This window comes from Curtobacterium sp. VKM Ac-2865 (assembly GCF_015350905.1).
In the GTDB taxonomy this organism is placed as follows: domain Bacteria; phylum Actinomycetota; class Actinomycetes; order Actinomycetales; family Microbacteriaceae; genus Curtobacterium.
In genome coordinates this window covers 199,277-219,342 of record NZ_JADKRZ010000007.1, presented here as the reverse complement: position 1 = coordinate 219,342, position 20,066 = coordinate 199,277, and the positions used below count along the sequence as shown (strand labels likewise).

Here is a 20,066-nt window from a genome sequence, read left to right as displayed (position 1 = left end):
GAGCAAGCTCGGCGACGAGGTCAATAAATTGGCATTGACAATGTGCACGCTGTTGAGTTCTCAAGGACCAGACGCACCGGACTTCTTCCCTTTGCAGGATGCCTGTCCGGGCAACTTCGGTACGGTACCACTACTTCAGTGGCGGTCTTGATGACCGGCTTCATTGGAGTGGGTGGCCCCCGCTTGAGGTCGGCGTGATCCGGACTGCGTCGCTCGGGGCTCTCGCTCCGGTGACCGTCTCGGCGTCTCCGCCGCACCTTTGGGGTGACGAGTAAGAACATTACGGGCGATCCGCCGATCGGGCAAACCGGGGCGCCACGACGGCGTGTCGCCCGGAACGACGGGGATCGTGCGCCGAGGACGAGCGAGGGCCCGACATCCGGGTGGACGTCGGGCCCTCGTGACCTTGCGGTCGGGGGTCGTTCAGTGGCGGGCGATGACCGGGTTCTTCAACGTCCCGATGCCGGAGATGGTGACCTCGACGACCTCGCCGTCGCGGATCTCACCGACGCCGGAGGGCGTGCCGGTCAGGATCACGTCACCGGGCAGCAGCGTCCAGATCGCCGAGACGAACTCGATGAGCGACGGGATGTCGTGCACCATCTCGCTCGTCGACGCCACCTGGCGCAGGTCACCGTCGACGCGGGTCTCGAGGCGGATGTCCGACGGGTCGATCTCGGTCTCGATGACCGGGCCGAGCGGGCAGAACGTGTCGAAGCCCTTCGCCCGGGCCCACTGACCGTCGCGCGCCTGGAGGTCGCGGGCGGTGACGTCGTTCGCGATCGTGTACCCGAGGATCACGCTGGCGAAGTCCTCGCGCTTGACGTTCTTCGCGAGGGAGCCGATCACGATGGCGAGTTCACCCTCGTGGTCGACCCGCCCGATGCCCTCCGGCAGGCGGATCGGCTCGTCGGGTCCGATCACCGAGGTGTTCGGCTTGAGGAACACCACGGGGTCGTCACTCGAGACGTCGTCCATCTCCGCTGCGTGTTCGGCGTAGTTGAGCCCGACGCCGATGACCTTCGACCGCGGGATCACCGGCGCGAGGAGCTTGACGTCCGACAGTGGGACCCGCTCCCCCGTCGTCTCGAAGCCCTGGTACATCGGGTCTCCCGCGAGCACCACCAGAGCGCGCTCGTCGAGGATGCCGTACCGGGGGTCTTCACCCTTGCTGCTGAACCGTGCGATCTTCACCGTTCGACCCTACCGACGTCCGCGCCGCGATCAGGACGCGTCGGTCAGCTTGGTCATCCACCCGTGCGGGTCGGGACGACGGCCGGACTGGATGTCGGTCAGTTCCTCGCGGAGGGACATCGTGAGTTCCCCGGCCCCCACCGTCGGTGACCCGATCGTGAAGCCCTCGCCGCGGAGCTCGGCGATCGGGGTCACCACGGCGGCGGTGCCGCACGCGAAGGCCTCGGTGATCGAGCCGTCCGCCACGCCGTCACGCCACTCGTCGAGCGTCACGCGTCGACGTTCGACCGTCAGGCCGCGGTCTTCTGCGAGCTGCAGGATCGAGTCGCGCGTGATGCCCTCGAGGATGGAGGGCGAGTCGGGTGTCACCAGCGTGCCGTCCGCCTTCACGAGCACGACGTTCATGCCGCCGAGCTCCTCCAGGTAGCGACCCTCTTCGGAGTCGAGGAACATCACCTGCTGACAGCCGTGCTCGTAGGCCTCCTGCTGCGGGAGCAGGGACGCGGCGTAGTTGCCGCCCGTCTTCGCGGCACCGGTGCCACCGCGGCCGGCTCGTGCGTAGTTCGTGGAGAGCCAGATGGACACGGGCTTCGGACCCGAGGCGAAGTACGCGCCGGCCGGGCTGGCGATGCAGTGGTACGCCACGGCCTGGGCAGCGCGGACCCCGAGGAAGGACTCCGTCGCGATCATGAACGGTCGCAGGTACAGGCTGGTCTCCGGAGCCGACGGCACCCAGTCCACGTCCGTCTGGACGAGCTGCCGGATCGACTCGACGAAGGCCGCTTCCGGGAGCTCCGGCAGCGCCAGGCGCCGAGCGGACCGCTGGAAGCGGCGGGCGTTGGCCTCTGGGCGGAAGGTCCAGACGGACCCGTCGGCGTGGCGGTAGGCCTTCAGCCCCTCGAAGATCTCCTGCGCGTAGTGCAGGACGCTGGCGCTCGGGTCCAGCGAGAGCGGCCCGTACGGGTGGATCGAGGCGCCGTGCCAGCCGTCGTCCACCGTCCACTCGATGGTGGCCATGTGGTCGGTGAAGTGCTTGCCGAAGCCCGGGTCCGCGAGGATGGTCTCGCGCTCGGCCTCCGCACGACGCTTCGCTGACGGGGTGGTGGAGAACTCGAGTCCGAAGACCGAGTCGGCGCTGACGGTGTCGCTGCTCATCGGTGTGGCTCCTTCTCAGGCGGTTCTGGTGCGTGCGGTGACCGCGCTGACGACGGCGTCGCCGATCTCGGTGGTGCTCCGCTCGGATGTGCCCCGGTCGGCCAGGTCTGCCTCGACCGCGGCCGTCACGACCGCCGCCAGGTCCGCGCGGCCGATGTGGTCGAGCAGCAGGGCGACGGACAGGATCGCGGCCGTGGGGTCGGCCTTCTGCTGGCCGGCGATGTCCGGCGCGGAACCGTGCACCGGCTCGAACATGCTGGGGAAGGTGCCGTCGGGGTTGACGTTCCCCGAGGCCGCCAGACCGATGCCGCCGCTGATCGCGCCGGCCAGGTCGGTGATGATGTCGCCGAACAGGTTGTCCGTGACGATGACGTCGAAGCGACCGGGGTCCCGCACCATGTGGATGGTCACAGCGTCCACGTGCTGGTAGTCGACGGTGACGTCGGGGTGCTCCTGGGCGACGGCGTCGACGGTGCGCTGCCAGAGGGATCCGGCGTGCACCAGGACGTTGCTCTTGTGCACGAGCGTCAGGTGCTTGCGCTCCCGGCGGCCGGCGAGGTCGAACGCGTAGCGGACGGTGCGCTCGACACCGTGTGCCGTGTTGAGCGAGACCTCTGTCGCGATCTCGTGCGGTGTGCCGACGCGGATCGCTCCCCCGTTGCCGACGTAGGGCCCCTCGGTGCCCTCGCGCACCACCACGAAGTCGACCGCCCCCGGCGAGGCGAGCGGGGAGGCGACGGTGTCGTGGACCTTGGTCGGACGCAGGTTGACGTAGTGGTCGAACGCGAACCGGAGCCGCAGCAGCAACCCGCGTTCGATGATCCCGCCGGCGAGCCGGGGGTCGCGCGGGTCCCCGCCGACGGCGCCGAGCAGGATCGCGTCGTGGGTCGCGAGGGCGTCGAGGTCGTCCTGCGTCAGGATCTCGCCGGTGTCGAGGTAGCGGGTCGCGCCGAGGGCGAAGGGTGTCTCGTGGATGACCAGGTCGTCCGGGGCGACGGCGTGCAGGACCCGGAGGGCCTGGTCCACGACCTCGGGGCCGATGCCGTCACCGCGGATGACCGCGAGCTGGAGTGTCTGCGTCATGCGAGTCCCTAGAGCGTGATGTCGATCTCGCGGAGCGAGGAGGCGTCGATCGTCGAACGGACGTGCTCGAGGATCTCCGCGGGCACGGGCGAGTCCACGGTCAGGACGCTGAGGGCGTGGCCGCCGGCAGCCTGGCGCGCGATCTGCATGGCCGCGATGTTGATGCCGGCCTCGCCGAACTCCTTGCCGTAGACCGCGACGATGCCCGGGCGGTCGATGTAGTCCATCACCACGTGGTGCTTGTCGAGCGCGACCTCGACGTCGTACCCGTTGATCTCGACGAGCTTCTCGACCTGCTTCGGGCCGGTCAGGGTGCCGGAGACGCTGATCGCAGGGCCGTCGGACTGGGCGCCGCGGATCGTCAGGACGTTGCGGTACTCGGTGCTGTCGGTGTCGGTGATGAGCCGGACGGACACCCCGCGCTGCTCCGCGATGAGCGGGGCGTTGACGTAGGAGACCTGGTCGCTGACGACGTCGGTGAACACGCCCTTGAGCGCCGCGAGCTTCAGCACGCTGACGTCGAACCCGGCGAGCTCGCCGTGGACCTCGACGTCGATGCTGGTGACCGGGGAGGTGGCGAGCGCGGTGAAGACCTGCCCGAGCTTCTCGACCAGGGGGATGCCCGGGCGGACGTAGGGGTCGATGACGCCACCAGCGACGTTGACGGCGTCGGGGACGAGCTCCCCGCCGAGGGCCAGCCGCACGGACTTGGCCACCGAGACGCCTGCTTTCTCCTGCGCTTCGTCCGTGGAGGCCCCGAGGTGCGGCGTGACGACGACGTTCGGCAGGGCGAGCAGCGGCGAGTCCGTCGGCGGCTCGGTGACGAAGACGTCGAGGCCGGCGCCGGCGATCTGTCCGGCGGTGAGCGCCCGGTGCAGGGCGTCCTCGTCGATCAGGCCGCCGCGGGCGACGTTCACGACGAACGCGGTCGGCTTCATGACCGCGAACTGGGCGTCGGAGATCATCCCGAGGGTCTCGGGGGTCTTCGGCATGTGGATCGTGACGAAGTCGGCGCGGCGGAGCAGGTCGTCGAGCGACACGAGCTCGACGCCGAGCTGCTGGGCGCGGGCCGTCGTGACGTAGGGGTCGTAGGCGATGACCGAGACGCCGAAGGCCTGCAGCCGCTGCGTGATGAGGGCACCGATGCGACCGAGGCCGATGATGCCGACGGTCTTCTCGTAGAGCTCGACGCCGGTGTAGGCGGAGCGCTTCCACGCGCCGGCCGCCAGCGATGCGTGCGCTGCGGGGATGTGCCGCGCGAGCGAGAGGATGTGCCCGACCGTGAGCTCGGCCGCCGAGATGATGTTCGACGTCGGGGCGTTGACGACCATCACACCGGCGGTGGTGGCCGCCTTGATGTCGACGTTGTCGAGCCCGACACCGGCACGGGCGACGACCTTGAGGTTCGGCGCGGCGGCGATCGCCTCGGCGTCGACCTTGGTGGCGGAACGCACCAGGACGGCGTGCGCGTCGGCGAGGGAGGCCAGGAGTGCGGCACGGTCGGTGCCGTCCACGTTCCGGATCTCGAAGTCGGGCCCGAGGGCGTCGACTGTGGCGGGCGAGAGTTCTTCGGCGATCAGGACGACCGGCTTCGGCACAGCTGTTTCCTCACACGAGACGGGCGGTGTCCGCCCATCGTATCGACGCCGACGGGCGCGTTACGACCGCTGACGGGGCCCTGTGGAGAACCGCATGACGGACGGAGGCTCGTGGCGGGGCCGCCACGAGCCTCCCGGGATGTCCCGGGTGCCGTCCGATCAGGCGCCGATGCGCAGCGTGGAGCCGACGTACTGCAGCAGCGTGAACCAGAGTGCGGACACCGCGCAGAGCGCGGCGACGAACACCACGACCGTGCGGACGACGTCCATCCGGCGGGACACGACCCAGGCCGCGACGTACGCGACCGGCGCGATCGCGACGTCGATGACGAGTGCGACCCACGGCGTGGAGGTCTCGAGGCCCGTCCCGCCGTTCTTGTGCACGAAGGCGTTGAAGTCGGCGACGGACTTGGAGACGCCGACGAAGTTGCCGACGGCCTGCCACGTCACGTACGCCAGGCACAGGGCGGCGACGACCCAGACCAGGGCCTTGCCCGGGGTGGTGACGACGCGGGGCCGCTCGGTGACCTCGGCGCTCACCCGAAGCTCCTGGTCATGATGAAGGGCCACGGGATGAGCACGACCGCCCCGACCAGCAACCAGGTGAACCGGGTGCGGGTGCTGCTGGCCTGCCCGAGCCAGAGCGTGGCGGCGAACCAGAAGGCCGGCGCCATGATGGCGAGGACGCGCATGACCTCGGACACGACGCCGGCGACGCCCGTGCCCGTGATGGTCAACAGGCTGGCGCTGACGAGCCACGCGACCGTGTAGAGCAGGTAGACGCCACCGAAGACGCCCATGCCGACGAGCGCCCCGGACCCGAGCGGCTGTTCGGTGTCGGACTCACGACGCGCGCGCACCCGGACCGGGTTGTGCGCGGCGTCGACGTGGGTGGCATCGGCGGCGTCTCCCCAGGAGAGCGCGGCGTCGTCGTCGTGGTCGACGGCCGGGTCCGGCGGGGACGCGGCGGCGCCGTCGTGTGCGGGAGGTGCCGGGGTCATGCCCTCGATCCTACGAGAGGCCGACGACAGCCGTGGACCGTCGGGGGCGTCGGATGGACGGGTCAGACGTCCGCTGCCTCGGTCTGCAGGACCTCGGCGACGACGTCGCGCACGGCCGGGAACAGCGGGTGGCTCTCCATGAGTCCGGTGAGGATCTCGGTGAGGGCGTGCGCCGTCGCGCCGGAGCGGAGCAGCGCGTGCAGCTCGATCGACTCGGGGTCGTCCTGGTCGTCGAAGGCGAGTGCCACGCGGACCGCGCCGACGAGGTGCTCGACGGGCATCCCGCGCTCGGCGAGCTGGGCGGCCGGACCGATGAAGCGCTCGCGGCGGCCGAGCTTGCGGAGCGGGTTCCGCCCGACCCGTGCCGTGGTGTCCGGCAGGTGCGGGTTCGCGATCCTGGACAGGTTCGCGGCGACGTAGCGGGCGTGGTCCGCACGGTCGAAGCCGTGTTTCGCGACGAGGAGCTCGGTGGTCTCCGCGAGGACGCCGTCGACCGCGGCGCGCACCGTCGGGTCCTCGAGGGCTTCGCGGATGAGCCGGATCCCGCGGACGTAGCCGTGGTAGGCGGCCGTCGCGTGGGCGGTGTTCACCGTGTAGAGCTTCCGCTCGACGAACGGCTGGAGGTCGTCGACCCAGGTCACGCCGTCGATCGCGGGCGGCTCGGCGTCGGTGCCGGCGAACGGGGTGCGTTCGATGACCCACTCGTAGAAGGGCTCGAGCACGACGTCCAGGCCGCCGAGCTGCCCGAGCACGCCGGACTGGTCGGGGACGATGCGGTCGATCGCGCAGTTGGCGAAGACCGCTGCGACGACACGGTCCTCGAGCACCGGGGCACGTCGGATGCTGGCGTGCAGCGAGTCGGTGGCGTTGTAGGCGTTCTCGCACGCCACGATCGTGACGGCCCCCGCCTCCGACGGCCGTGCCGCCAGGCCCTCGGCGATGATCGGGGCGACGAGCGGCAGGGTGCGGGCACCGACGGCGGTGGTGACGACGTCCGCCTCGGCGATGGCCTGCACGACCCGCGCGCGGTCGGACTTGCTGCTGAGCGCCCGGAAGCCGTGCACGACGTGCTCGACCGGGGCCTCGCCGACCTCGTGGACCACGAACCGGCCGGCTTCGTTCAGGGCGGACACGACCCGTTCGTCGACGTCGACGAACGTCAGTTCGTAGCCGCTCGCCACGAGGAACTGGCCCACGAAGCCGCGCCCGATCTTGCCGGCGCCGATGTGGACCGCTCGCTTCGTCACCGCCATCGAACGATCATCCCATGCTGGTCGGGCTGGTCCTGCCACACGGCGACCGGGCCGCCTGGTGGGGTCGAGCGGCGTCGCTCGACGCCCTGGGCAGGGGCGGAGGGACGCCGGTGTGCGGCGGCGGGAGCGGTGGAGAAGGGCTGCATGTGGTTCGGGTCACATCGAGAAGCGGCGGTGCACGGTGCACACCGCCGCCTCGTCGTCGAGTGGTTCTCGAGAAGACTACCGCGCAGCCGAACCGTCGACGTAGTCGGAGTCCGACTGCTTCCACGCGAACAGCTTGCGGAGCTCGCGGCCGGTGGCCTCGATCGGGTGGCCCTCGCCCTTCTCGCGCAGGGCCTTGAACTCCGGGGCGCCGGCGTCCTGGTCGTCGATGAAGCGCTTCGCGAAGGCACCGTTCTGGATGTCGGCGAGCACCGCCTTCATGTTCTCCTTGACCTCGGGCGAGATCACACGGGGGCCGGAGACGTAGTCGCCGAACTCGGCCGTGTCGGAGATGGACCAGCGCTGCTTGGTGAGGCCACCCTCCCAGATCAGGTCGACGATGAGCTTGAGCTCGTGCAGGACCTCGAAGTACGCGATCTGCGGCTGGTAGCCCGCCTCGACCAGGGTCTCGAAGCCGTACTGGATGAGCTGCGACGTGCCACCGCAGAGGACGGCCTGCTCACCGAACAGGTCGGTCTCGGTCTCCTCGGTGAAGGTCGTCTTGATGCCGCCGGAGCGCAGACCGCCGATGGCCTTCGCGTAGGACCAGGCGAGGTCCCAGGCGCTGCCGGACGAGTCGACCTCGACGGCGACGATCACGGGGACGCCACGGCCGGCCTCGTACTCGCGGCGCACGGTGTGCCCCGGGCCCTTCGGGGCGACGAGGGTGACGTCGACGCCGGCGGGCGCCTCGATGTAGCCGTAGCGGATGTTGAAGCCGTGGCCGAAGACGAGCGTCGCGCCCGGCTGCAGGTTCGGTTCGATGTCGTCCTTGTAGACGATGCGCTGGACCTGGTCGGGCGCGAGGATCACGATGACGTCGGCCCACTTCGTGGCCTCGGCGGGCGTGTGCACCTCGAAGCCGGCCTCCTCGGCCTTCTGACGGCTCTTGGAGCCCTCCTGCAGACCGATCTTCACCTCGACGCCGGAGTCGCGGAGGTTGAGGGCGTGGGCGTGGCCCTGCGAGCCGTAGCCGATGACCGCGACCTTCTTGCCCTGGATGAGCGTCAGGTCGGCGTCGGCGTCGTACACGATGTCAGTCACGGTGTGGTTCTCCTGGGTCGGTGTTCGTGCGGGTGCGTGGCGGTGCTCAGCGCACCCGGTCGGTGATGCTCTTCGGTCCGCGGCCCATGCCGAGGAGACCCGCGCGGGCGAGCTCCTTGATGCCGTAGGGCTCGAGCACGCGGAGGATCGCCTGGATCTTGCCGGGGTCACCGGTCACCTCGACGATGAGCGAGTCGTTCGCGACGTCGACGACCTGGGCGCGGAACAGGGTCACTGCTTCGAGCACGGCCGAGCGTGTCTGGTTGTCGACACGGACCTTCACGAGCATGTGCTCGCGCTGGACCGACTGTGGGAAGTCGAGTTCGACGATCTTGATCACGTTGACGAGCTTGTTGAGCTGCTTGGTCACCTGTTCGAGCGGCAGGTCCTCGACGTCGACGACCACCGTGATGCGGGACAGGCCCTCCACCTCGGTGTTCCCCACGGCGAGGGACTCGATGTTGAAGCCCCGTCGGGCGAACAGCCCGGCGACGCGGGTCAGCAGACCGGGCTTGTCCTCCACCAGGAGGGACAGGACGTGGCTCATGCGGGTTCTCCCGTCATGTCGGCGTCCTCGTCGTCCCAGGTGGGGGCGAGTTCGCGGGCGTACTCGATCGAGGAGTTGCCGGTGCCCTGCGGGACCATCGGCCACACCATGGAGTCGCGGCTGACGACGAAGTCGATGACGACCGGGCGGTCGTTCGTGTCGAGCGCGAGCTGGATGGCGGCGTCGACCTCGTCCGCCTTCTCGACGCGGATGCCGAGGGCACCGTAGGCGTCGGCGAGCTTCACGAAGTCCGGCACGCGGCGGGTGCCGTGGCCCGTCTGCAGGTCGGTGAACGAGTGGCGTCCGTCGTAGAACAGCGTCTGCCACTGCCGCACCATGCCGAGCGACGAGTTGTTGATGATCGCGACCTTGATCGGGATGTCGTTGATGACACAGGTCGCGAGTTCCTGGTTGGTCATCTGGAAGCAGCCATCGCCGTCGATCGCCCAGACGACCCGGTCGGGCTGGGCCACCTTGGCCCCCATCGCGGCGGGGACCGAGTAGCCCATGGTGCCGGCGCCACCGGAGTTGAGCCAGGCGTTCGGGCGTTCGTACTGGATGAACTGCGCCGACCACATCTGGTGCTGGCCGACGCCGGAGGCGAAGACGCCCTCGGGTCCGGTCATCTCACCGATCCGCTTGATGATCGCCTGCGGGGCGAGGAGCCCGTCGGTCGGTTCGGTGTAGCCGAGCGGGAAGTCGGTGCGCAGCTGCTCGAGGTGCGCCCACCAGTCCGTCGTGGCGGCACGGTCGTCGAGCGGCACGTCGGCCCAGGCCGCGGTGAGGTCGACCAGGACCTCTTTCGCGTCGCCGACGATCGGGACGTCCGCGTACCGGATCTTCGAGATCTCGGCGGGGTCGATGTCGACGTGGACGACCTTGGCGCCGGGCGCGAAGTCGTCGACCTTCCCCGTGACGCGGTCGTCGAAGCGGGCGCCGAGCGCGATGATGAGGTCGCTCTCCTGCAGCCCGAGCACAGCCGGCACGGTGCCGTGCATCCCCGGCATGCCGAGGTGCTGGGCGTGCGAGTCCGGGAACGCGCCGCGCGCCATCAGCGTGGTCACGACGGGCGCGCCGGTGACCTCGGCGAACGCCAGGAGCTCCTTCGAGGCACCGGAGCGGATGACGCCGCCACCGACGTAGAGCACCGGGCGGGACGACGCCGCGAGCAGCTGGGCCGCGGCGGTGATCTGCTTGCCGTGCGCCTTGGTGACCGGACGGTAGCCGGGCAGGTCGACCTTGGGCGGCCAGACGTACGGTGCGGACTTCTGCTGGGCGTCCTTGGTGATGTCGACGAGCACCGGACCGGGTCGGCCCGTCGTCGCGATCTGGTAGGCCGCCGCGATCGTCGCGGGGACGTCCTCCGGCTTCGTCACCAGGAACGAGTGCTTCGTGATCGGCATCGTGATGCCGACGATGTCGGCCTCCTGGAACGCGTCGGTGCCCATCAGCGTCGAGAACACCTGGCCGGTGATCGCGATGAACGGCACCGAGTCCATGTAGGCGTCGGCGATCGCGGTGACGAGGTTCGTCGCCCCGGGGCCGGACGTGGCGATCGCGACGCCGACCTTGCCGGACGAGGACGCGTAGCCCTCGGCGGCGTGACCGGCGCCCTGTTCGTGCCGGACCAGGATGTGGCGGATCGTCTTCGACGCCATGAGCTCGTCGTAGAACGGGATGATCGCGCCGCCGGGCAGCCCGAAGACGTCGGTGATCCCGAGGTGCTCGAGGGACCGCAGGACGGCTCCCGAGCCGGTGAGGACCTCCGGCGTGCGTCGCGCTCCGGTGGCCGCGGACAACGGTGTTGCTTCCGTGGGCATGTGCGGGTTCCTGCCTGGAGAGGTGGCGATGATGCGGGTGTCGACGCTAGCCCGTGACCGCGCCCTTGGCGGCGGACTGGACGAGCTTGGCGTACTTCGCGAGGACTCCGCGGGTGTAGCGCGGGGGCAGCGGCGCCCAGCCGTCGCGGCGGGCCTCCAGCTCGGCGGCGTCGACCAGTAGGTCGAGCGTCCGAGCCGCGATGTCGACACGGATGCGGTCGCCATCGCGCACGAAGGCGACTGGACCTGCGTCCACTGCCTCCGGTGCGATGTGGCCGATGCAGAGGCCGGTTGTGCCGCCTGAGAATCGACCGTCGGTCAAGAGTAGTACATCCTTGCCGAGGCCGGCGCCCTTGATGGCCGCCGTGATGGCGAGCATCTCGCGCATGCCGGGGCCACCCTTCGGGCCCTCGTAGCGGATGACGACGACGTCGCCCTTGTGGATCCGGCCCTCGGTCAGGGCGTCCATGGCGGAGCGCTCGCGGTCGAACACCCGCGCGGGGCCCTCGAAGACCTCGGCGTCGAAGCCGGCGGTCTTCACGACGGCACCCTCGGGAGCGAACGAGCCCTGCAGGATCGTCAGGCCGCCGGTGGCGTGGATCGGGTCGTCGAGCTTGCGGAAGACCTTGCCGTCGAGCTCTGGCGGGTCGATCTCGGCGAGGTTCTCCGCGACGGTCTTCCCCGTCACGGTCATGCACTCGCCGTGCAGCAGGCCGGCGTCGAGCAGCGCCTTCATGATCACCGGGATGCCGCCGTTGCGGTCCACGTCGAGCATGACGTACTTGCCGAACGGCTTCATGTCGGCCAGGTGCGGGACCTTCGAGCCGATGCGGTTGAAGTCGTCGAGGCTGAGGTCGACCTCGGCCTCGTGCGCGATCGCGAGCAGGTGCAGCACGACGTTGGTCGAGCCTCCGAGGGCCATGGCGACGGCGATGGCGTTCTCGAAGGCCTCCTTCGTCAGGATCTGGCGCGCGGTGATGCCGAGCCGGAGCATGTTCACGACGGCCTCGCCGGAACGGTGCGCGTAGTAGTCACGACGGCGGTCGGCGCTGGGCGGCGCGGCCGAGCCGGGCAGCGACATGCCGAGGGCCTCGGCCACGGACGCCATCGTGTTGGCCGTGTACATGCCGCCGCAAGCACCCTCGCCCGGGACGATCGCGCACTCGATCTTCTTGAGCTCTTCTTCGCTCATGGTGCCGGCCTTGCAGGCCCCGACGCCCTCGAAGGAGTCGATGATCGTGACTTCCTTCATCGAGCCGTCGGCCTGCTTGACGTAGCCCGGCATGACCGAGCCGGCGTAGAGGAAGACGCTCGCCAGGTCGAGGCGCGCGGCGGCCATGAGCATGCCCGGCAGCGACTTGTCGCAGCCGGCGAGCAGCACGGTGCCGTCGAGGCGCTCGGCGTTGACGACGGTCTCGACGCTGTCCGCGATGACCTCACGCGAGACGAGCGAGAAGTGCATGCCCTCGTGCCCCATCGAGATGCCGTCCGAGACGGAGATGGTGCCGAACTGCAGCGGGTAGCCGCCACCGCCGTGGACGCCTTCCTTGGCGCCCTGGGCGAGTCGGTCGAGGGACAGGTTGCACGGGGTGATCTCGTTCCAGGACGAGGCGATGCCGATCTGCGGCTTCTCCCAGTCCTCGTCGCCCATCCCGACGGCCCGCAGCATGCCACGCGAGGTGGTTGCTTCGATCCCGTCGGTGACGACCCGGCTCCGCGGCTTCACGTCGATGTCAGGCATGCGCTGAGTCTAGGACGAATTGGGATACCAGCGACGCACGTCCATGCATCCGCATGTTACGAGGGAGGGCCGGGAGGCTCGGCTCGGCCTGGTCAGCGCACCGCACGCAGCCTGGCGAGCTGCTTCAGGACGTCGGTCAGGGCCGCCGGGTCGGCGACGCGGAAACCGGCGAGCGTGTCGCCCTCCCCCACCTTCACGCCGACGTCGCCGTCCCCGAGCACGCGGAAGGCGTCCTCGTCGGTGACGTCGTCGCCCGCGAAGAACACGGCGTCCGACCCGCGGAGGTCACGGAGCCGGGCGATCGCGTCGCCCTTCGTCACGTGCCGCACGGCGAACTCGAGGATGTCCTTGCCGCCGCGCTCGAGCACGTCGGCGTCGGCCTCGTGCGCCGCCGCACTCGCCGCGGCGTTCACCTCAGCGGCGACCTCGGCGCTGACCCGGCGCGTGTGCACGCCGTGCCCGGCGGGCTTGTGCTCGATGACGACACCGGGGAACCGCTCGCCGACCGCGTCGAGCGCGGCACCGACCCGGGCGACCCGCTGCTGCTCGTCGTCGGTGAGGGCGGCCTCGGCGTGGCCGTCCACCCGCCACTCGACACCGTGCGAGCCGACGAGCGCCATGTCCGCCGGCGCCTGCGTCACCGCGGCGAGGCTGTCGAGCGGTCGCCCGGAGACGAGCACCACCTCGGTGCCCTTCGCCCGCTGCAGGGTGAGCACGGCGGCCCAGCTGCCGGGCAGTGCGCCGACGTGGCCGGGGTCGTCCGCGAAGGGCGCCAGGGTGCCGTCGAAGTCGAGGGCGACCAGCAGCGTGTCGACCGCCGCCAGGTCCGCGAGGGCCGTGTCGAGCCCCGGAGCCGTGCTCTGGTCGTCGTTCGTGGTCTCGTCACGCATCACGGGCCTCCCGGGTGTCCTCTGCTGCACGCGCCTTCTGGGCGTCCTGGTCGAAGATCGACATGCCGTCGGTCTGGGCCTCGCGGTGGCGGTCGGCCGGCTCCGTCGCCGACGCGTCGATCCGCGCGTTGCGCGGGGCGTGGCGGTCGAGCGCCTCGAGGAACGAGCGCGACCAGCGCGCCACGTCGTTGTCGCGGACGCGCTTTCGGAGCGCGCGCATGCGGGTGGAGCGCTCGCGGCGGGGCATCTCGATGGCCCGCTCGATGGCGTCCTTCATGGCGCCGATGTCGTGCGGGTTGATGATGACCGCCTGCTTGAGCTCGTCGGCGGCGCCGGCGAACTCGGAGAGGATCAGGACGCCGTCGTTGTCGAAGCGCGTGGCGACGTACTCCTTGGCGACGAGGTTCATGCCGTCGCGCAGTGCGGTGACGAGCATGATGTCGGCCGCCAGGTAGAGCGCGACCATCTCCTCGCGCGGGTAGCCGTGGTGCAGGTACGAGATCGGCTGGTGGCCGATCGTGCCGAGGTCGCCGTTGATGCGGCCGACGCTCAGCTCGATCTCGTCGCGCAGCGTGCGGTACGTGTCGACGCGCTCGCGGCTCGGGCTCGCGACCTGCACGAGCGTGGCGTCCTCGACCCGGATGCGGCCGTCCTCGATGAGCTCGCCGAACGCCTTGATGCGGTGCCGGATGCCCTTGGTGTAGTCGAGCCGGTCGACCCCGAGCAGCACGGTCTTCGGGTTGCCGAGGCCGGCGCGGATCTCGCGGGCGCGCTCCTGCACCTCGGGCTTCCTGGCGATGTCCTCGAAGCTCTCGGCGTCGATCGAGATCGGGAAGTGCCGGGCCTCGACGTGGCGCACGGTGATGCCCTTGCGGCTCCTGGGTGCCGCCGGGTCGTCCACGGGGACGTCGATCGTCGTGCCCTTGGTCGTGTAGCCCTTGATGTGCCGGACCGCACGCAGGAAGTCGCTGGCGTCGTCCTGCCGCTGGAACCCGATCACGTCGGCGCCGAGCAGGCCGTCGAGGATCTGGGCGCGCCACGGCAGCTGCGCGTAGATGCCGACCGGTGGGAACGGGATGTGGTTGAAGAACCCGATCGTGACGTCGGGGCGGAGCGCCCGCAGCAGGGCCGGCACGAGCTGCAGCTGGTAGTCCTGCACCCAGACGATGCCGTCCTGCTCGACGATGTCGGCGATCTGCTCCGCGAAGCGCTTGTTCACGCTCTTGTACGCGTTCCACCAGTCGCGGTGGTAGCTCGGGTGCTCGATGACGTCGTGGTACAGCGGCCAGAGGGTGTCGTTGCTGAAGCCCTCGTAGTAGTCCTGCACGTCGCTCGCGCTGAGCGGGACCGGGACGATGTGGATGCCCTCGTTGTCGAAGGGCTCGACCTCGACGTCGGGCTGACCGACCCAGCCGACCCAGGCGCCGTCGTTGGCGCGCATCACCGGTTCGAGCGCGGTGACGAGGCCGCCGGGAGAGTGCCGCCAGCCCTCGTTGCCGTCCTCGTCGACGACACGGTCCACGGGGAGACGGTTGCTGGCGACGACGAAGGAGTACTTGGTGGACGAAGGATGCGGAGCTGACACGCCACCGAAACTACCAGCGCGCCGACAGCCCGCTCCCGGTGGATCCGCGGGATGCCGATATGCTGCCGTTCGTGTCGGGGGGACACAGCGTGCCCGAGGGGTGGCACGCGGCCGCCCGGCCGGAGAGGACCCCCGCCGTGAGCGACATCCCGTCCGTCCCCCCGAGCGACCCGAGCCCGACGCCGTCACCAGGCGCCTCCAGCCCAGGCGCCCAGCGCGAGCCGGACCCGTTCGGGCGGCTGCTGCGGTCGGTCAGTGGTCGCGACTGGCTGGTCGCGGTGACCGCCGGTGCCTCGGCGTGGGTCGCCGCCTACGTCGTCGCCGCGCTCTCACTCCTGCTCACCGTGGTCGCGGTCGGTGTCAGCGGCTCGGGGAGCGCGTCGCTCGGTCCGGGGTCGCTCGACGACGGTCCCGGCGCGGTCGGCTCCGCGACGCCTGACCTGCAGAGCCTGCTGTCCGGCATCAGCGTGCTCCTCGGTGCCCCGGCGCAGCTCGTGGCGCTCGCCGACCTCGGGCGGCTCCACGGCTCCGGCTCGGTGCCGCTGATCGGCGTCGCCGGTGCGGCGTCGCTCGGCGTGGTGCCGGCACTCGTCCTCGCCGCGCAGGTCGTCCTGGCGGTCGTCCTCACCCGACGCCTGCGGTCCAGGGCCCTCGCGCTCCCACAGCTGCTCCTGACCTCGGCGGTCACCGGGCTCGTGCTGACCGCTTTCACCTCGCTCGCCGCACTGGCCCTGGCGATCCGGTTCCCCCGTGGCACCGGCGCGACGATCAGCGCCGTGCACGCCGTCGGGGTCGGCAGCGTCCTCGGCGCCTTCGTCGTCGGGGCACTCGCCGCGCTCCTCGCCCGCCCGTCGATGCTCGGGCGCAGCAGCGTGTGGACCGCCCGTGCCCTCGGCACCCTGCGGGTCGCCGTGACCCAGGTCGGGATGCTCGTCGTCCTCGTGGCGGTCGTCGTCACGGTGGTCGCCCTCGTGGCCCAGCCCAGCTGGGGTGCGGCGCTGCCGCTCCTCGTCGGCAACGTCGGCCTGGCCGTCGTGTCGCTCGGGTTCCTCGGCGGCCTCGGCGTGTCCGGCTTCGGGAACGCGTCCGGGACCGTCTCGGTGTTCGACGCGTCCGGGTGGCTGTGGCTCGTCGTCCTGCTCGTCGTGCTCACCGCGGTCGCTGCCGGCCTGGCACTCGCCGTCCGGCGGAACGACCGGGCCCGCACCACGCTGGACTGGGTCGTCTCCCCCGCCGCCTGGCTCCTCGTCGGGCTGGTCGTCTTCGTGCTCGGCACGGCCGTGGTGTCGTACGACGTCTCCGGTGCGCGGGCGGTCAGCGGTGCGGGCTCCGTCGGGGTCGCCCCGTGGACACCGGTCGTGTTCGCACTCTGGGGTGCGGCGATCGAGGTGGTCGCCCGGTACCTCGCACCGCTCCTGCTCCCCCGGCTCGGCGGCCGCGTGCTGCTGGTGACCGCGCGACTCGTCGGTTCCGACCCGCGGCCGGTGCCCGCGTGGGGTGCTGGCGTCGGTCCCGCGCCCGCTGCGGGCGCTGGTGCCGCTGTGCCGTCGGGTTCCGCTGTGCCGTCGGATGCCGCTGTGCCGTCGGATGCCGCTGCGCCGGCATGGGCCGCTGCACCTGATCGCGCCGATGCGCCGTCGTGGGTGCAGGGCGCCGCCGTCGGTGCTCCCGCGCCGTTCATCGGGGCGGACGCGGCGAGCGCCGTTCCGCCGATGTCCCCGCGGACGAAGCGGGTGCTCGTCCGCTCCCTGGTCGCCGCCGGCGCGGTCGTGGTCGTCGTGGTGGCCGGTGCGGTCACGACCGGGCTCCTGCGCTCGAACGTGTGGGGGCCGGCGCCGACCGTCCGGAGCTACGTGGACGCGATCGCCGCTGGTGACGCCGCCACGGCCGAGCGGATGAGCGAGCTGCCGGACGACGCGCCGATGCTCGCCGGCCCTGTGCTGCGCAGTGCCGAGGACCGGCCGCGGAACGTCCGGGTCGGACGCGTCACGACGACGGGTGACCAGGCCCTTGCGGTCGTCAGCTACACGCAGGGCGGCAAGAACCGATCGGGGCAGGTCGAGCTGCGGCGTACCGGGACGAGCTGGCTCGTCAAGGACGAGTGGCGGGTGACCACGCCACTGGCCGAGAGCGTGTCCGTCTCGGCCGTCCCCACGCTCGAGGGCGCCCCGGTGACGGTCGGCGGCAAGCGGGTCGGGACCATCCGCGACGGCGCCTTCCGCTCGCTCGCCTACCCGGGGTCGTACACGGTCGAGGTCGGCGGGTCGGAGTACTTCACCGGCGGCACGAAGACGGTGTCGGTCGGGGCGTCGGGCAGCGGGTACGCCACGTTCACCGCGACGCCGACGAAGAAGCTGACGAAGGACGCCCAGGCGTTCGTCAGCGACGCGATCTCTGCATGTGCGGCGAAGACCAGTGTCGACGCGCTCCGCGGCTGCCCCTGGTACGGCCCGTACGACGCCGAGGGGGCTGTCAAGTACCAGGTCACGAAGCAGCCCGAGCTGCGCGTGGTCGGGTCGGGGTCCGGCAGTGTGCAGGTGACGAGCACGTCGGACGGCGTCGTCGCGTACGACTACACGACGTACTCCGGGGAGCGCACCCACGGCGAGGACACCTTCGACGTGTACGAGTACCTGAAGGTCGAGGACGGCGAGCTCGTGAGCCCGTACTGAGGCGTCGGCAGGACACCCGCCAGTGGCGGAACCTGAGCGGACTGCGCGCCGGGGCCGGTCGTCCCGGTCCCGGCGCGCAGTCGTCCCTCACTAGGCTCTGCCGCATGGTCAGCACTCGCTCGTGGCGGAACGGTTCGGACGCGGAGCGGGACTTCCCCGTCGACCGCGTCTCGGACCTGGTCGCCGATGAGGACGCCTTCGTCTGGATCGACTACACGGACCCGTCGGCCGCCGACCTCGAGCAGGTCGAGGAGGAGCTCGGCATCCACGCGCTCGCCGTCGAGGACGCCGTCGAGCACGGACAGCGTCCCAAGCTCGACCGGTACCGCGACAGCCTGTTCCTGGTCGTCTACGACGTGCACGGGCGGGACGCCGAGGGCGAGCTCGTCACGCGCGAGGTCAAGGCCTTCGTCACGAAGCGCGCCCTCGTGACGATCCACGGCGCGGACGTCGACATCGCCGCCGTCGAGCGCCGACTCGCGTCGAACTCCGACATGGCCGAACACGGGGTGCCGTGGCTCGTGTGGGCGCTCCTGGACGCCGTCGTCGACCACGCCACCGCGGTGGTCGAACAGATCGGGCAGGACATCGACGCGCTCGAGGACGACCTCTTCGAACACGGCGACCCCCGCGAGCAGCAGATCCAGCGTCGGTCGTTCCGGCTGCGCAAGGCGCTCGGGGTGCTCCGGCGTCAGGTGGTGCCGACCAAGGACAGCGTCGCGTCGCTCCTGCACGGGGACGCGGAGACCATCGTCAACGGCATCCGGCCGTACTTCCGCGACGTCGAGGACCACCTGGTCTCCATCGCGGACTCGGTCGACCAGCTCCGCGACGCCGTGGGCAGCGTGCTCGACACCAACCTCAACCTGGCGTCGAACCGGCAGAACACGGTCATGAAGAAGGTGACGAGCTGGGCGGCCATCATCGCCATCCCGACCGCGATCACCGGGTTCTTCGGGCAGAACGTGACGTTCCCCGGCGAGGGGCACTGGAGCGGGCTGTTCGCGTCCCTGGCGCTCATCATCGTGACGTCGCTGGTGCTCTACCGGTCGTTCAAGCACCGCGACTGGCTGTAGCCACCGCCGCGGAAGCTACAGCCGCAGCGCGAGGACGCCGGCGACGACCGTGAGCGGCGCGACGACGCAACCGAGCGCCATGTAGCGCCCCCACGACAGGTGCACGCCCTCGGCGCTGAGCCGCGCGTGCCACAGCAGCGTCGCGAGCGAGGCCCACGGCGTGATGAGGCAGCCGGCGTTCACCCCGATCAGGAGCGCGGCGTACCGCAGGGCCTCGTGCCCCGCCGACGGCTCGAGCACCAGGTAGGCGGGCAGGTTGTCGATCACGTTGGCGGTCACCGCACCCGCACCACCGAGCAGCAGCAGGGACCCGGTCCCCGTGCCGCCGGACACCGCGTGGACGAGCGGGTCGGTGATGCCCGTCGTGTGCAGGGTCTCGACGACGACGAACAGCCCGGCGGCGAACACGAGCGTCGACCACGGCACGCGCGACGGCTTCAGCTCCGACGGCGCACGGAAGGCCGCGACCACGACGAGCAGCACGGCGGCCGCCAGCGCCGCGATCCACACGGTCACGCCGACGGTCAGCGCGACGACGAGCGCCACGAGCACGGCGGAGGCCGCTCCGAAGAACACCGGGTCGGCCGGACGGCGCACCTCGACCGGCGTGTACCGGCCGAACAGCTTGCCGCGGAAGACGACGAGCAGCACGGCGCACGGCACGACGACCCCGGCGAGCGCGGCCCAGACCATCAGGCCGGCGAAGGGCAGCGGGCCGTCGAGGCCGATGCGGTCGACGGCGAGCAGGTTCGTCAGGTTCGACACGGGCAGCAGCAGCGACGCCGTGTTCGCCAGCCAGACGGTGGTCAGGGCGAACGGCATCGGCGGGAGGCCCACCCGGCGGGCGAGCGCGATGACGATCGGTGTCAGGAGCACGGCCGTGGTGTCGATGGACAGGAACACGGTGCAGAGCACGGCGAGCACGACGACCGCGCCCCACAGACCGATGGTCCGACCGCCACCGATCCTTGCGGCGACGTCGGCCAGGCGGTCGAAGACCCCGGCGTCGGCGGCGAGCTCGGAGACGATCGTGAGCCCGAGGACGAACCCGAGGACGGGCAGGACCCGGGCGGCGAGCTCCCCGAGGTCGGTCAGCGGCAGCAGCCCGAGGGCCACGCACACGGCCCCGGCGACGAGCAGGGCGGCTCCGATGACGGCTTGGCGCACGGTGGTTCTCCTCGCGGTGGTGAGCCGGAGGTGCCT

General features: G+C 70.8%; 16 protein-coding genes. 2 read left to right on the top strand and 14 right to left on the bottom strand.

Translation table 11 applies throughout. The features are described 5' to 3' along the window. Positions 1 to 423 precede the first annotated feature (423 nt). From ITJ54_RS16670 to otsA, 13 genes are all read right to left on the bottom strand, one after another. Positions 424 to 1,194 carry a fumarylacetoacetate hydrolase family protein gene (locus tag ITJ54_RS16670; protein WP_194630181.1) on the bottom strand — a complete coding sequence of 257 codons (771 nt, stop codon included), beginning with the start codon at positions 1,192 to 1,194 and terminating at the stop codon, positions 424 to 426. 30 nt (positions 1,195 to 1,224) lie between these two features. After that, a complete protein-coding gene (locus ITJ54_RS16665) occupies positions 1,225 to 2,349 on the bottom strand; it encodes a branched-chain amino acid aminotransferase (RefSeq protein ID WP_194630180.1) in 1,125 nt (374 codons plus the stop codon). 15 nt (positions 2,350 to 2,364) lie between these two features. Then, complete coding sequence (locus tag ITJ54_RS16660; protein WP_194630179.1) at positions 2,365 to 3,432, bottom strand: 3-isopropylmalate dehydrogenase; 1,068 nt, start codon at positions 3,430 to 3,432, stop codon at positions 2,365 to 2,367. 8 nt (positions 3,433 to 3,440) lie between these two features. Further along, a complete protein-coding gene (serA, locus tag ITJ54_RS16655) occupies positions 3,441 to 5,030 on the bottom strand; it encodes a phosphoglycerate dehydrogenase (RefSeq protein ID WP_194630178.1) in 1,590 nt (529 codons plus the stop codon). A 159-nt stretch (positions 5,031 to 5,189) separates the two neighbouring features. Then, complete coding sequence (locus tag ITJ54_RS16650) at positions 5,190 to 5,570, bottom strand: hypothetical protein (RefSeq protein ID WP_194630177.1); 381 nt, start codon at positions 5,568 to 5,570, stop codon at positions 5,190 to 5,192. Continuing rightward, the gene (locus ITJ54_RS16645; protein WP_194630176.1) at positions 5,567 to 6,031 is read right to left on the bottom strand and encodes a hypothetical protein; all 465 of its coding nucleotides are present in this window, start codon (positions 6,029 to 6,031) and stop codon (positions 5,567 to 5,569) included. Before ITJ54_RS16645 ends, ITJ54_RS16650 begins: the two co-directional genes overlap by 4 nt. 62 nt (positions 6,032 to 6,093) lie before the next feature. Next, positions 6,094 to 7,284, bottom strand: a complete 1,191-nt coding sequence (locus ITJ54_RS16640) for a mannitol-1-phosphate 5-dehydrogenase (protein WP_194630175.1) — start codon at positions 7,282 to 7,284, stop codon at positions 6,094 to 6,096. A gap of 222 nt (positions 7,285 to 7,506) precedes the next feature. After that, a complete protein-coding gene (gene ilvC, locus ITJ54_RS16635; protein ID WP_071271342.1) occupies positions 7,507 to 8,532 on the bottom strand; it encodes a ketol-acid reductoisomerase in 1,026 nt (341 codons plus the stop codon). 46 nt (positions 8,533 to 8,578) lie between these two features. Then, complete coding sequence (gene ilvN / locus ITJ54_RS16630) at positions 8,579 to 9,079, bottom strand: acetolactate synthase small subunit (RefSeq protein WP_071271345.1); 501 nt, start codon at positions 9,077 to 9,079, stop codon at positions 8,579 to 8,581. Beyond that, the gene (locus tag ITJ54_RS16625) at positions 9,076 to 10,899 is read right to left on the bottom strand and encodes an acetolactate synthase large subunit (protein WP_194630173.1); all 1,824 of its coding nucleotides are present in this window, start codon (positions 10,897 to 10,899) and stop codon (positions 9,076 to 9,078) included. The genes ilvN and ITJ54_RS16625 overlap by 4 nt, the downstream gene beginning before the upstream one ends. A 46-nt stretch (positions 10,900 to 10,945) precedes the next feature. Next, positions 10,946 to 12,640 carry a dihydroxy-acid dehydratase gene (gene ilvD / locus ITJ54_RS16620; RefSeq protein WP_194630171.1) on the bottom strand — a complete coding sequence of 565 codons (1,695 nt, stop codon included), beginning with the start codon at positions 12,638 to 12,640 and terminating at the stop codon, positions 10,946 to 10,948. Between the two features lie 92 nt (positions 12,641 to 12,732). Next, positions 12,733 to 13,530, bottom strand: a complete 798-nt coding sequence (otsB, locus tag ITJ54_RS16615; RefSeq protein WP_194630169.1) for a trehalose-phosphatase — start codon at positions 13,528 to 13,530, stop codon at positions 12,733 to 12,735. Then, a complete protein-coding gene (gene otsA / locus ITJ54_RS16610; protein ID WP_194630168.1) occupies positions 13,523 to 15,115 on the bottom strand; it encodes an alpha,alpha-trehalose-phosphate synthase (UDP-forming) in 1,593 nt (530 codons plus the stop codon). The genes otsB and otsA overlap by 8 nt, the downstream gene beginning before the upstream one ends. A 137-nt stretch (positions 15,116 to 15,252) precedes the next feature. Here otsA and ITJ54_RS16605 point away from each other — a divergent pair, with 137 nt between their 5' ends. Both ITJ54_RS16605 and ITJ54_RS16600 read left to right on the top strand, forming a co-directional pair. After that, positions 15,253 to 17,787 carry a hypothetical protein gene (locus tag ITJ54_RS16605; protein WP_194630167.1) on the top strand — a complete coding sequence of 845 codons (2,535 nt, stop codon included), beginning with the start codon at positions 15,253 to 15,255 and terminating at the stop codon, positions 17,785 to 17,787. 104 nt (positions 17,788 to 17,891) lie between these two features. Further along, positions 17,892 to 18,863: a magnesium transporter CorA family protein gene (locus ITJ54_RS16600; RefSeq protein WP_194630166.1), complete on the top strand. Its 972-nt coding sequence runs from the start codon at positions 17,892 to 17,894 to the stop codon at positions 18,861 to 18,863. A gap of 15 nt (positions 18,864 to 18,878) precedes the next feature. On the opposite strand, the gene ITJ54_RS16595 is transcribed toward ITJ54_RS16600, so the two are convergent. After that, entirely contained in the window at positions 18,879 to 20,030 is a 1,152-nt protein-coding gene (locus tag ITJ54_RS16595) for an SLC13 family permease (RefSeq protein WP_194630165.1), read from the bottom strand. Positions 20,031 to 20,066: the final 36 nt, after the last annotated feature.

Coding starts and splice junctions, on each gene's coding strand:
- ITJ54_RS16665 (WP_194630180.1), bottom strand. CDS start 2,349: ATGAGCAGCGACACCGTCAGCGCCGACTCGGTCTTCGGACTCGAGTTC.
- ITJ54_RS16660 (WP_194630179.1), bottom strand. CDS start 3,432: ATGACGCAGACACTCCAGCTCGCGGTCATCCGCGGTGACGGCATCGGC.
- ITJ54_RS16645 (WP_194630176.1), bottom strand. CDS start 6,031: ATGACCCCGGCACCTCCCGCACACGACGGCGCCGCCGCGTCCCCGCCG.
- ITJ54_RS16640 (WP_194630175.1), bottom strand. CDS start 7,284: ATGGCGGTGACGAAGCGAGCGGTCCACATCGGCGCCGGCAAGATCGGG.
- ilvN (WP_071271345.1), bottom strand. CDS start 9,079: ATGAGCCACGTCCTGTCCCTCCTGGTGGAGGACAAGCCCGGTCTGCTG.
- ITJ54_RS16625 (WP_194630173.1), bottom strand. CDS start 10,899: ATGCCCACGGAAGCAACACCGTTGTCCGCGGCCACCGGAGCGCGACGC.
- ilvD (WP_194630171.1), bottom strand. CDS start 12,640: ATGCCTGACATCGACGTGAAGCCGCGGAGCCGGGTCGTCACCGACGGG.
- otsB (WP_194630169.1), bottom strand. CDS start 13,530: ATGCGTGACGAGACCACGAACGACGACCAGAGCACGGCTCCGGGGCTC.
- ITJ54_RS16600 (WP_194630166.1), top strand. CDS start 17,892: ATGGTCAGCACTCGCTCGTGGCGGAACGGTTCGGACGCGGAGCGGGAC.